Consider the following 11556-nt stretch of genomic DNA (forward strand, 5'->3'; position numbering starts at 1 on the left):
TCCCCGTAAATGTCTCGGATGGAAAACGCCTTATGAAATATTCTTTAATGTAGTGTTGCACTTAATTTGACAATTCAAGAGTTAATTATAGATCTGAAAAATATAAACACAACCTCATTGCCAGATAAGATATCTTGATACTCGAATAAACAATCATTTCGTTTATAAGGAACAAATTGTCCTTAAATTAGAATAAAATGAGAATTTCCCGTCATAAATGTTGACATATCAGCCTGATTAGTCAAAAGGTCAAAAATTATTTGAATTATTTTCATCTAATTTATGCTTTGATAAGATAACATCAATTCGAAAAAGCGAGATAAAAAATATGACCAACTCAAACTTACAACTTCACCCAATTGCCGGCATTATTATCATTATTAATACTGTGGGCTAATTTGAGTGCCCGCAAGTTGCGGGCAGAGTTGGTGCATTCGCCAAGGACTATCAATTCAGTTCTTGGCATTTTTTTATCCCCAGGGAGGTGATTAACTGTTTGAGATCCAAATTTGATTTTTGTTACAAATATATAGAAATGGAAGTGACAGTTTTATGGAAGATACGCCAGAAACAACCGTAAATTCAGTAGAACCCGCGTCAGACACGTTACAAAGAGATCCCGTGAAGACAGTCATTTTGGCGTCAATGATTGGGACCGCCATTGAATTCTTTGATTTTTATGCATATGGAACTGCAGCCGCTATATATTTTCCCCACGTCTTTTTCCCTAAATTAACCCCAGCGATTGCCCTTATCTTAAGTCTTTTAACCTTCGGGGTTGCCTTCGTCGCCCGACCATTCGGATCATTAGTTTTTGGTCACTTTGGCGATAAGTTAGGCCGCAAGAAAACGTTGGTCGTTTCATTACTAACCATGGGAACCGCCACAGTGGTTATTGGCGTTCTTCCCGGCTACGCAACCTTAGGCATTTTCGCAGTCGTCTTATTATGTTTAGCTCGCTTCATTCAAGGAATTGGCCTTGGTGGTGAGTGGTCCGGAGCAGTCCTCGTCGCTACCGAAAATGCACCAGCAAATCGACGGGCCCTATATGGCGCCTTCCCTGAACTTGGTGCCCCAATTGGCTTCTTCTTAAGCAATGGGCTTTACTTCATTCTTGAATCCACACTGACCCCAGCCCAAATGCAGGCCTTTGGTTGGCGGATCCCATTCTTGGCCTCAGCGGTCCTTGTGGTTGTTGGGTTGTTGGTTCGGGAAAAGATGCAGGAAACCCCACTGTTCCGTTTGGCAATGAACCAATCAAAAGTTCAAAAGTCACCATTAGCAGAGGTCTTCAAGAAAAACTGGGCTCAAATCCTCAAAGGTACCTTTATCATGGGGGTTGCTTACACATTCTTCTACCTGTTAACAACTTGGTCCCTCAGTTACGTAACAACAGCCATGAGCTTCAATAACCGTGAATGGCTCTTATTATTGATGATGGGCGTCGTCCTTTTCGGGGTCATGATTATGGTCGCCTCACTCTTCGCAGACCGAATTGGCCGCAAACGGATTCTGGTAACTGGGACCCTCATGATCATTGCGTTTGCATTGGTATTCCCATTCTTCTTCCAGGGACAGCACAACCTTGCCGGCGGCCTGTTCTTCATCTTCGTTGGCTTCTTCATCTACGGTATCATCTACGGACCAGTTGGCGCTTTATTGCCAGAATTGTTCCCAACCAGCACCCGGTACTCCGGTTCTGGAATTGCCTACAACTTAGCCGCCATCATCGGTGCCGCATTTGCGCCAACCATCGCGTCTTTCTTGGTTGATAAGTGGGGCATTCACTCCGTTGGCTACTATTTAGCTTTAATGGCTGTGATCTCACTGATCGCTTTATTAACAACCAAAGAAACCAAGTCAATTGATTATACGAAGTAATGGATATTGTGAAAAAGCCTAAGGCGATGTTCCCAAAATAGCCCTGCTTAGTTCAGCTTTTCATTTTCTTGTAATTTCACGAACTTTCTCACTATAATGAATTTAGAAGAAAGTCTGGTGAAACATGATCGATCACAACGAATTAATGCAACAACTGCGGGCTGCCTTTGAAGACTACAATCAGGTAACCAGGAAGCAGCATCAAATCAGCTACCGAGTCGACAATCGAAATGGAGCCGTAACTGTCTATGCTGATCATACCGACCAACATTGGGAAATTCCCGGTGACCTGTTCACTTTGATGGCTCACATCAAAAAGAGCGCCCAAATCAATGAATGTACGATTGGCACCCTCGCCGACCTCGAAAAAATTGAGTTGGAATTAAAGGCTAAAGGAGTTAGTTAGCCAATCATTGGATTTTGTAAATGACCGTTACTAAAGAAGATCCTCATCGATAGACGTTAATGTCTAAGGATGGGGATCCCTTTTTCAAACATGGTTACTTAACTACTAAAACAACTCACTATGAGTTCCAATTTCAAGTAAATATACAAGGTTAGCATCTGCGTTTGTGGCATAAATCAATAAATGATCACCATTGTGGCCATCGAAATGTAGATCTAAACACGCAATTTTTGTATATGTATGTCCAAAGGCCGACTTTAACCTTTGAACCATCTTTTTTGGAAGCGTTATCGGATGAACGTAAAAATATTTTGGAATGGGTATATCTCTTTCGAGACACGTAATAATGAAATCAAAGGGCGTGAATTTCTGTTCCGTCCGTGTAATTTCCAATGGCAAATTATCATAAAATATCTTCTGCCAACGAGGGCCTTTCAAAACGCGCTTGTAGTGGCGTTTGAACTTTGAGGAATATTTTATAATATTAGTCATCATTCAACCGTTCCTTTAGTTCATTCAGATCATGAGCCTCGGGCATATGCTTTTTTCCGGTAGCATCATCAATCATTTCATTAACAGCACCTAAAACTTCTGAATTGGGAATACCAAAGTACTTCGGCAGCCCATCATTGGCAACGCTCGTAATTGCAATTCGCGTATAATCTGATAATGACAGTCCAGATTTTGCTAACTTTTCAATTGCGCGCTTTTTTACATCCGGATTAATTCGAACAGACACCGTTGCAGGTTTTAAATCAGTCTTTGCCATCTTATCACCTCTTGTATGACAAGTGTAACACAATTCAACTTTAGAATACAAAACTTTCATTAATTGTCAACGATTATCTTTCGACCTTAGCATTTTGCATGGCCCATTTTATATTTAAGTAGTTAACTGAACATCTGCATAAAGTCAGTCAGATGCCGCTTGGCGGGTTGCCCGTCGATTATACAAGTTGCCCCAAGTTTCCATCGCGGTAATAACCGGGCGCAGGGTTTGGCCAAAGCCAGTCAGTGAATATTCAGTCTTAACTGGAATGACCGGATAAACTTTCTTTTGGATGACGCCATCTGCTTGAAGTTCGTGCAGCTGCAGGGCCAACATTCGCCGTGAACAATCTGGCATTTGCTTTTGCAGATCATTGAAGCGTTCAGTGCCAGCCATCAAATGATAAATAATGACGCTCTTCCATTTTCCAGCAATAATTTGCAAGGTGCTTTCAACCGGACATCCATTTTGACAATCATAAACGCGGCGTTTCATTCATATCAGTTCTTTCCTAATTTAGCTAAATCCATCATAAGCCATTCAAATCGGTGTTTCAACGATTTTCCGAGGTGAAAAAATTGTAACTTAGTTAATTAAAATTCACGTCTTGTATTGAAATTTCAGCGCTTTACACTGGAAATGTAGTTAGGACAGCTGCGCAAAGCAACAATCTGCGCGTAAGCACCTCGAACAAAAATTCCCAAAACCAAAATTTCTATTCGAGGAGACTTACACTCCGATCTCTAACCGCTTGGATCTGCTCACTAATAAAAAAGGAGAAAATTTAAATGATAACAATGAAAGCAATCGGCTTTACGAAACATTTACCAATTAACGATCCAAATAGTCTTGAAGAATTTACAGAAGAGGTCCCCAACCCAGCAGGTCACGATCTTCTGGTTAAAGTAATCGCCACCTCGGTTAACCCCGTAGATGTGGGTGTCCGCGGGCATGGTCGGGGAACTCTAAAGCAACCCAAAGTGATTGGCTGGGACGCTTACGGAATTGTTGAACAGATCGGTGACGAAGTATCACTCTTTAAGCCAGGCGACAAAGTCTTTTACGCGGGTTCCTTTATCCGTTCCGGATCAGATAGTGCGTACCAGTTAGTTGACGAGCGGATTGTCGGTCACGCACCGACCAAATTAACCGCCGCTGAAATTGGTGCCATGCCGCTTACCAGCTTAACCGCCTGGGAAGCATTGTTTGAACGATTAGGGATTGACAAGGCACGCGAGCAAAACGCTCGGCAAACCATCCTCATCATTAACGGTTCCGGGGGCGTCGGCTCAATTGCAACCCAACTCGCTCACTTGGCCGGTCTCAAAGTAATTGCCAGTGCCTCTCGCCCTGAGACAATCAAGTGGGTCCTTCAAAACGGCGCTGATTATACCGTTAACCATCACAAAAACTTGGTTACCGAAGTTCGCAAACTTGGTTTCCATTATGTTGACTATATTCTCAATTTAAATGACCTCGATGGGCATTGGAATGAGATTATCGAGCTTATCAAGCCAGAGGGTGCGGTTTGCGCAATCACCGAAAATAAGCGCGGGATTGATTTGCAAAAATTGACCAAGAAAGCTGCTTCCTTTAATTGGGAATGGATGTACACCAAATCGTATTATCACACTGACGACATGATCACCCAGCATCAAATTTTGGATGAAGTTGCCAGCCTTTTGGACAATGGTGACATTCACTCAACCGTTACGAAAGTATTGCGACCAATTAACGTTGCCAACCTTAAACGAGCCCATGCGTTGGTCGAAACCAATCACGAAATCGGCAAAGTGGCCATTTCAAATGAATGAATCGAGTTTGACAATTTTATATTCTAGCCGTATGTTAGTTCCATGGATATCGAACAAAGTAAAAAAGACAATCAATTGGCAGAAATCTTCAAAACCTTGAGTGAACCAAATCGAATTCGGATTTTACGGATCCTGGATCATTCTGATCGGGAACTGACCTGTTCGGAAGTTAGCGAACAGCTCAATATCAGTAAATCAACCGTTTCGTATCACTTTAAGGCACTGCGACATGCTGGGCTAACCAACACGCGCCAAGCTGCACAAACCAAATACTTGTCAATTAACGAGAAGACTTTTAAGGAATACCTGCCCTCGTTTCTGAAATCCTTGTAGTCTTTTCTTTTTTACTTTGTATTTCGATAACAATCGAACAAGGAGATCTTAGTATGCTGAATTTGTTTTACGCATCAGGAACCAGTGCCATGGCACCTCATATTTTACTAGAAGATAGCGGCTTAGACTTTTCAGTGGAAAAAGTGAATTTGGACAAAAAGACTTGGCAACAGGGCGATTACAACCAGATAAACGAAAAATCCTATGTGCCAACTCTCCAGACTCATACGAGTACATACCTAACGGAGTGCGCGGTTATCGTAGAATACATTGATCATCAGGTTGATCACCATTATTCGTTTACCCAGGACTCAAGCAACTACTGGCAACTCAGAATTTGGATGAACTATATCGCCACTGAACTTCATAAGAACTTTATTTCACCGTTTCGTAAAGGCAATTGGCTGCCCAATACGGCTGATTCTAAACAGCTGATCTGGCAGCGGATCGCTCCCCGGCTGCAATTTGTGGAAAACCATTTTGCAGGTCCCTGGCTGATGGGAAACAAATTTACGATTGCAGATCCTTACTTATTTGTGATGACCAACTGGATGCAACGACTTGATTATCCGTTAGAAAAGTTTCATAATTTAATACACTTTGACACGAGGATGCGCCAAATCCCCAGTGTCAAAGCGGTGCTTCAAATTGAAGGTGCCCCTCATTCATTAACTGAAAAATCAAACTACTAGAAGTTCAGAAAGAAACTGACCGATGATTAAATACAAATACGATACCCAACTCTTAATTGAAGGCTGCCCACTTAGCGAAGATGATTTAAACGACGAAATTCTTGCCAGGTTTGACGGCGACTCATTGCTGGCCGTTGGCGATGAAGCCCTGATGAAAATTCACTTCCACACCAATTATCCCTGGAAGATTTTAGAATACTGCGCCTCCCTCGGCGAAATCTTTGACATTGTCGTTGAGGATATGGATCGGCAAGCACGGGGACTGAAGGGCTAAGTTGTTACTTGGCTCATTTCGCTGTAGCCATCCAGTTCCGAGCATCACAGATCCAAGAGGCCACCGCAATTAAGAAGGAAGTAATTCCAAATATCAACCAACTACTAAACAGACCACTTTTTCCAAGATTAGCAATTGTCAGGAACACACCACTACCTAGCGGTGCCCCTGCCAGAGCAACCATATTCACAAATCCCATTGAGCGACCCAGTTGATCGTCTGGAATCAACTTAATGAACGCCGCCGAAACGCGGGGATTTACTTTCCCCATTAGATACCCACTTAGTCCACTCACAATTGTAATGAGTACCAGCGAATTACTAAATATATAACTTGCCGCCAAGCCAACGAGTGATAAGCAAACATACCCGTTTAACCGTAAAAAGTTTGTTCTCGCCAACCCGTCTTGCTGAATGAGCGCGCCCAACACCGTTCCAGCTGAGAGACAAATATTTACCTCTGCAACACTATTACCATAGTTTCCCAGCCACAATGCGCGGTTGTGGAGGATTGCCAAATTAATTAGCCCATCTAGTGCACAAGCAACCGTATTAACTAAAAAAGCAGATATGATCACAATGACGAGTGGCCGCTTTGACCACAACAATTTTCCAGTCATTATTAAGCTGGCCTTCATGGGTGGCTTTTTGGGGGTCGTTTCAGCCACCTGATTGACTGCCAGCAATGGATCAATGCCAATAAAGATGGCTCGATTCAGCCAAATTACCCCCGCTGCCGCCAGAAAAGTAACAGCATTAATAATCCCAAACAAACTATAGCGATAGTTTAACCAAACAATCCCCACCGCACCAATTCCTTGAAAGATCATCTGTAACGTGGTTTGCGTTGCGACCTCAAGTCCCATGGCAGCATTCAACTCGTTATTGGGAACGAGGTGTCTAAAATATGGCAGCTCAAGCCCATTAGAAAACTGCCCCAGACAATCACTAATGACATTGATCGCTAACAAAATCAGGAAAGTCCAAATCGTTATCGATCCCAACATTAGCACCGCTAACCCTATAAACAAGCCAAATTGACCGAGGCGGGCGGCTACCATCGCCAAATATTTATGATGCGTGCCATCTGCATAATAGCCAATCACCACGTTCAGAATTTGGGGCAAATAAGTAACAAATGAGGCCAGACTGACTGCTAAAGTCTTAAATGGCAAGCTACCTGCATAGATGATGAAAACAATATTAAACAGACTGTTCCCAATGCCATTAAAAACTGCCGCATTAATTAGTGCCCGAAACCCCTTACTCCGAATATACGAGTTCATCATCAACCACTTCTCTCTAGTTATTGTTTTCACTGTATCTAAGAACTAGACTAGAAATGATAAAATTCCACTATATGATAATTAAATTGGAGTGATTCGATGAATGAACCAGGCAAACTCTTTCGAAAATTGCGGCAGGACCGGCATTTAACGCTTCAACAGGTGGCAGATGAGCATAACAGCATTTCATTTATTAGTAAGTTTGAAAATGGTGATTCACAAATTAGTTTTACCCGCTTAATTCACTTACTGGGAAAAATTAATTTTTCCGCCGAAGAATTCCTGTACTTACTGGGAAAAGATTCAACCTTGGCAACAAAATCTTCTTTTTTAATTGGTAACCCGATGTTTCTCTCGGCCAACTTCATGACCCCGTTAGTAATCTTGATGCGAGATCTGGATTCATCAAAACAGCAATATGAAAATAATCCTGCCAAAACAATGACGTACTTCAATCAAAAAATTCTGGAACTGGAAAATTCTGGTACAGCCGACTGGCATCACCTGCTAGCAATTTTGCACCAAGTTCAAGCAGAATTATTAAAGAACGACATCGACACTAATCAACCCCAGACGACGGATAAAAGATTTAGCAAGGTTCGAATTATGATGCGACCCATTATTTCTTATTTATATAACATTGAAAATTGGAGTTCATTTGAACTACTGCTATTTGGCATCAGCCACTACGCAATGCCACTGACAACCGTTCACCAGCTTGAAAAAATCGCCATTAAACGCACATCAATCAATGCCACTTTTCCAATCATGCCACTCATCCAAGGCGGTTTACTATTTGGCTTATTTAGCACCTATATCAATTTTCGCAAGCTTGACTGGGCCCGCCAACCCCTCCATCACCTTCAAGAATTGGTTGCTCAAAGAGAAGACAGCAACTATGCAATTTTGCTGAGATTCTATCAGGGTTGGTTCGACTACATTAACTCTGACGGTAAACAAGGGGCTGACAAGATGCAAGACGCAATTGATATCTTACATATTCTCCACGAACCAAAGATGGCTGGGATGCTGATTCAGTTTGTCAAACTTATCAAACAAAACCAGAAGACGCCGGGTAAATCGATGCTGTTTATCATGTAACAAATAACAAACAATGAGCGAACGGCAGCCCCAAACATCTAGCTGCCATTCGCTCATTTACTCTTTAATTTTCTGTTTGATTTCATTGTCGTTTCGTAGTCTTTGGCCATTTTTGAGGCAACAAGATGGCCATTAACCCCAGCAACGTCAATCCACAAATGATCGCGGTCAGCCCGTCGTTATGGTAACTCACCCGAATGGTGTGCTCACCTACTGATAAGTGGTTAATAGTTAACACGTGATTTTGATTGACTTTTACTGGGTAACGCTTACCATCCAAAGTCACGGTGTAATGCCGATCATAGATCACAAATGGTAATGCCAAGCTCTTAATTGGCGTCCCAATATCGACAGTCATCTTTTTACCCTTCGAGTGACTTTTAGATAACACCGGAATATTGACAGCGGGATTATTATCCTGGATAGCGCGTTGCATTGGCAACGTTTTGAACATGTCATCACTCATCTTCGGCAGATAATCAGTAACCGGCAGATACGTCATCATGTGGCGATACTGTCGCAGATTAGTCACTCGATACCAAAAGATTCCCTGAACCAGCGGCATTTGATTACTGTCAGGATAAAGATCGGCTTTAATTTCCGGAGATTTCCGTTCAAAGTTTACCCGCCCAGCCTGTGAATTCAAAGAAAGGCCCAGGACAACCAACGTCAAAATGCTGAGAATCCCTAATTGATATGTGCGTTTGGGAACTCGTTTTAGTAAAGCTGAGCCAATCGAACTAAACAAATAAGTAAAGCCCAGCTGAGGTAAAATTAAGAAGCGCCATGGAAATTGCAACAGATTCAATGACGTGTTTTGAAATAAGTGCCATGGAATCAGGCTGCTGCTTAAAATCACAAAACCGATCCCAACCCAAAATATTTCTTTACTAAAACGCGATAAATGACGGTACCTGATAGCTGCCAGCACAAAGCCCAGCAAAGCCACAATCGTAAAGCCATAAGTAATATTGTTGCTTAAAGCCGCTGTGGTATATTGCAATAAATTAATGCCATTTAGCGGAAAAGCAAATGGCTTAGTCATTTTAATACTGGTACCAAAATGTAAAGCTGGCACCCAAAAGCTACTGCTCAGCAACACCGTAATTCCAACGGCTTTGCCCAAATTTAACAATTTTTGACGATGAACTTTTTTGATATCGACTATTAGAAAAATCACCAGGGCTAACACCGTAATTAAGGTATTTAAAACGTGGGATAAGCAAATGATGGTCATCGCAGTTGCCAGCATCCGAAATTTCCCGGCAGTTACCCAATGATAATAGCCGGCAAACGCCAGCGGTAAAATCAAATAGGTGAAGCTGATGCCAATGTCGGCACTTAAAAAGTTATAGGTAATATTTAAACCAGACAGCTCGTAAGCAATGGCAAATATGTATGCACCGACTGAATCCGCTTTTCTAACGGAGTGATAAGCCGCATAACTAACCCAGAGGCCTAAAAAGGTCATTAGGATAATCCCCAGGTAATAGCCAGTGATGGCATCTTTCACCACCAGTCGTATAATTGCAAATAAAGTGGCAACTTCGGATAAAGACTCATCACAGCCGATCCTAATTGATTGAAGTTAAAAGTCGCCAGATATGGATTCCAGTTGCCGTTGATCAAACTATGATACATTTCGTCAATTCGTTGAAGGTGAAATTGTAGATCTTGGCCGCCAAATAACCAGTGATAACGAAATAGCATAATCACGTTAATGACACTAAAGGCTAAAAACGCAATCGCTGTCAGCCAATACTTCTTAATAAATAAAACCACTCGTGAACCAAATGCCCCGTTACTTGTTGCCTTTGCCTCATCGACCATAAACCCTTTGCCTCACAATCATCAGTAGTAAAAAACATCTAGATATCATTGTAGCATAAAGGGTTCCAACAATTTTAATCTATCCATTTACTTTCATCAGGTCCAACTGGAATCACCCGGTCAATTGACTCAACCGGATCATCACTAACCTTGAAGAAATGTTCTTTAATTGCTTGAAAGTCCGTATTCTGCTTGAACGCAGGAATTTGGTAACAAGTCTTGGCATACCGCCACAAGTTGGGAAAATCCGTTAACTGCTTCTGGTTCAATTTACTCTGGAAGTAAAAGACAGTGTCAAACCGAATGAGACTCACAACGAGCCAAAAGTCGGGAACAGTAAGGTTATCGCCCATCAGAAATTGGCGTTCAACCAAACGGTCATCCAGCCACTGCAAGCGATCAAAATACTGGTTGGTTAATTTTTCATATTCAGATTGAGATTTAACCGCAGCAATTTGGCCGGGAATTGACGTAATGTCGGTAATGATCTGGCTGGTTAACGCGAGAATTGGCGTTCGTTCTGACGCTGGCAGGACATCGGCTACGCCTTCCTTAAAATAGGGCTGCCAAGAAGAAGCCAATTCATTCATGATCTCTTGGGAAGAATTGTTGACCACTTTGCCGGTCTTAACGTCAACCAAAGCTGGCACGGTCGGCCGCCCAGTGAAACCTGGATCGGTCTTTTCAAAATTTTCCCGCAAACTGGCCGTTTGTAAGACCGGATCTTTTTGACCACCTTTACCAAAGAACCAATTATCGTTGACCCCAGCGTGACGCAACGAATAAATGGCTCCTTTAGAAATCACCTGATTCAAACCAGTGTAATCAATCATCGTGGCAATCGGCGTCGCCCACGGACAGAATCTGCCCCAAATTAATCGATAACGATTGGCTTCAATCGGCAGTTCCCCAGTTGAAAACTTCTTTGAAAATGGTGAATCAGTTGTCTTTTTGGGTTGCCAGCTGCAAGCATCATTTGGTTTAAATTGATCACTCATATCAATCACTCCTCTAATGAGTATAATCTTTAATTCTAGTGTACAAAGATTGGCGGCCGTTTGATAGACAAAAGACCTAACTGAAATAATTCTGGTTCTACAATATCTGTTGTTGGTAATAGATTTTATCTATTACTGATGACAGATTTTTTGTTTCTCGTTAGAATAAAAAA

Annotated in this window: 14 protein-coding genes; 7 read left to right on the top strand and 7 right to left on the bottom strand. The window is 42.1% G+C overall.

All coding sequences use genetic code 11. The features are described 5' to 3' along the window. Positions 1-343: 343 nt before the first annotated feature. Positions 344-466 (bottom strand): hypothetical protein, encoded by a 123-nt coding sequence (locus KTE19_RS14165; protein WP_283812261.1) that lies wholly within the window; start codon positions 464-466, stop codon positions 344-346. 86 nt (positions 467-552) lie between these two features. On the opposite strand from KTE19_RS14165, the gene KTE19_RS10985 reads away from it, so the two are divergent. Next, entirely contained in the window at positions 553-1881 is a 1329-nt protein-coding gene (locus tag KTE19_RS10985; RefSeq protein ID WP_217342289.1) for an MFS transporter, read from the top strand. 124 nt (positions 1882-2005) lie between these two features. Beyond that, positions 2006-2287, top strand: a complete 282-nt coding sequence (locus KTE19_RS10990; RefSeq protein ID WP_217161726.1) for an Mce/MlaD family protein — start codon at positions 2006-2008, stop codon at positions 2285-2287. A gap of 484 nt (positions 2288-2771) precedes the next feature. Here KTE19_RS10990 and KTE19_RS10995 read toward each other — a convergent pair whose 3' ends face one another. Next, a complete protein-coding gene (locus KTE19_RS10995) occupies positions 2772-3056 on the bottom strand; it encodes a type II toxin-antitoxin system RelB/DinJ family antitoxin (protein ID WP_217161724.1) in 285 nt (94 codons plus the stop codon). Between the two features lie 144 nt (positions 3057-3200). Further along, positions 3201-3551, bottom strand: a complete 351-nt coding sequence (locus KTE19_RS11000; protein ID WP_217342290.1) for a winged helix-turn-helix transcriptional regulator — start codon at positions 3549-3551, stop codon at positions 3201-3203. Positions 3552-3853: 302 nt separating this feature from the next. Here KTE19_RS11000 and KTE19_RS11005 point away from each other — a divergent pair, with 302 nt between their 5' ends. Genes KTE19_RS11005 through KTE19_RS11020 form a run of 4 tightly spaced genes read left to right on the top strand, consistent with a single transcriptional unit; the run spans position 3854 to position 6169 of the window. Then, complete coding sequence (locus KTE19_RS11005; protein ID WP_217342294.1) at positions 3854-4870, top strand: zinc-binding alcohol dehydrogenase family protein; 1017 nt, start codon at positions 3854-3856, stop codon at positions 4868-4870. Positions 4871-4912: 42 nt separating this feature from the next. Then, entirely contained in the window at positions 4913-5203 is a 291-nt protein-coding gene (locus tag KTE19_RS11010; RefSeq protein WP_217161722.1) for an ArsR/SmtB family transcription factor, read from the top strand. A 53-nt stretch (positions 5204-5256) separates the two neighbouring features. Next, on the top strand, positions 5257-5895 hold the full coding sequence (locus KTE19_RS11015) for a glutathione binding-like protein (RefSeq protein ID WP_217161721.1): 639 nt from the start codon (positions 5257-5259) through the stop codon (positions 5893-5895). A gap of 22 nt (positions 5896-5917) precedes the next feature. After that, complete coding sequence (locus tag KTE19_RS11020) at positions 5918-6169, top strand: kinase to dihydroxyacetone kinase (RefSeq protein WP_217161720.1); 252 nt, start codon at positions 5918-5920, stop codon at positions 6167-6169. Between the two features lie 13 nt (positions 6170-6182). On the opposite strand, the gene KTE19_RS11025 is transcribed toward KTE19_RS11020, so the two are convergent. Continuing rightward, positions 6183-7457, bottom strand: coding sequence for an MFS transporter (locus KTE19_RS11025; RefSeq protein WP_249778642.1), 1275 nt, complete (start codon positions 7455-7457; stop codon positions 6183-6185). 96 nt (positions 7458-7553) lie between these two features. Here KTE19_RS11025 and KTE19_RS11030 point away from each other — a divergent pair, with 96 nt between their 5' ends. Beyond that, positions 7554-8555, top strand: coding sequence for a helix-turn-helix domain-containing protein (locus KTE19_RS11030; RefSeq protein ID WP_217342291.1), 1002 nt, complete (start codon positions 7554-7556; stop codon positions 8553-8555). 82 nt (positions 8556-8637) lie between these two features. Here the strand turns inward: KTE19_RS11030 and KTE19_RS11035 are convergent, their stop codons facing one another. From KTE19_RS11035 to KTE19_RS11045, 3 genes are all read right to left on the bottom strand, one after another. Then, complete coding sequence (locus KTE19_RS11035; protein ID WP_217342292.1) at positions 8638-10026, bottom strand: hypothetical protein; 1389 nt, start codon at positions 10024-10026, stop codon at positions 8638-8640. A 38-nt stretch (positions 10027-10064) separates the two neighbouring features. Continuing rightward, positions 10065-10385, bottom strand: coding sequence for a hypothetical protein (locus KTE19_RS11040; RefSeq protein ID WP_217342293.1), 321 nt, complete (start codon positions 10383-10385; stop codon positions 10065-10067). A gap of 74 nt (positions 10386-10459) precedes the next feature. Next, positions 10460-11383 carry a glutathione S-transferase C-terminal domain-containing protein gene (locus KTE19_RS11045; protein ID WP_217161716.1) on the bottom strand — a complete coding sequence of 308 codons (924 nt, stop codon included), beginning with the start codon at positions 11381-11383 and terminating at the stop codon, positions 10460-10462. Positions 11384-11556: the final 173 nt, after the last annotated feature.

This window comes from Lentilactobacillus dabitei, assembly GCF_019061365.1.
Taxonomy (GTDB): Bacteria; Bacillota; Bacilli; order Lactobacillales; family Lactobacillaceae; genus Lentilactobacillus; species Lentilactobacillus dabitei.

Coding starts and splice junctions, on each gene's coding strand:
- KTE19_RS14165 (WP_283812261.1), bottom strand. CDS start 466: ATGCCAAGAACTGAATTGATAGTCCTTGGCGAATGCACCAACTCTGCC.
- KTE19_RS10985 (WP_217342289.1), top strand. CDS start 553: ATGGAAGATACGCCAGAAACAACCGTAAATTCAGTAGAACCCGCGTCA.
- KTE19_RS10990 (WP_217161726.1), top strand. CDS start 2,006: ATGATCGATCACAACGAATTAATGCAACAACTGCGGGCTGCCTTTGAA.
- KTE19_RS10995 (WP_217161724.1), bottom strand. CDS start 3,056: ATGGCAAAGACTGATTTAAAACCTGCAACGGTGTCTGTTCGAATTAAT.
- KTE19_RS11000 (WP_217342290.1), bottom strand. CDS start 3,551: ATGAAACGCCGCGTTTATGATTGTCAAAATGGATGTCCGGTTGAAAGC.
- KTE19_RS11005 (WP_217342294.1), top strand. CDS start 3,854: ATGAAAGCAATCGGCTTTACGAAACATTTACCAATTAACGATCCAAAT.
- KTE19_RS11010 (WP_217161722.1), top strand. CDS start 4,913: ATGGATATCGAACAAAGTAAAAAAGACAATCAATTGGCAGAAATCTTC.
- KTE19_RS11015 (WP_217161721.1), top strand. CDS start 5,257: ATGCTGAATTTGTTTTACGCATCAGGAACCAGTGCCATGGCACCTCAT.
- KTE19_RS11020 (WP_217161720.1), top strand. CDS start 5,918: ATGATTAAATACAAATACGATACCCAACTCTTAATTGAAGGCTGCCCA.
- KTE19_RS11025 (WP_249778642.1), bottom strand. CDS start 7,457: ATGATGAACTCGTATATTCGGAGTAAGGGGTTTCGGGCACTAATTAAT.
- KTE19_RS11030 (WP_217342291.1), top strand. CDS start 7,554: ATGAATGAACCAGGCAAACTCTTTCGAAAATTGCGGCAGGACCGGCAT.
- KTE19_RS11035 (WP_217342292.1), bottom strand. CDS start 10,026: ATGACCTTTTTAGGCCTCTGGGTTAGTTATGCGGCTTATCACTCCGTT.
- KTE19_RS11040 (WP_217342293.1), bottom strand. CDS start 10,385: ATGGTCGATGAGGCAAAGGCAACAAGTAACGGGGCATTTGGTTCACGA.
- KTE19_RS11045 (WP_217161716.1), bottom strand. CDS start 11,383: ATGAGTGATCAATTTAAACCAAATGATGCTTGCAGCTGGCAACCCAAA.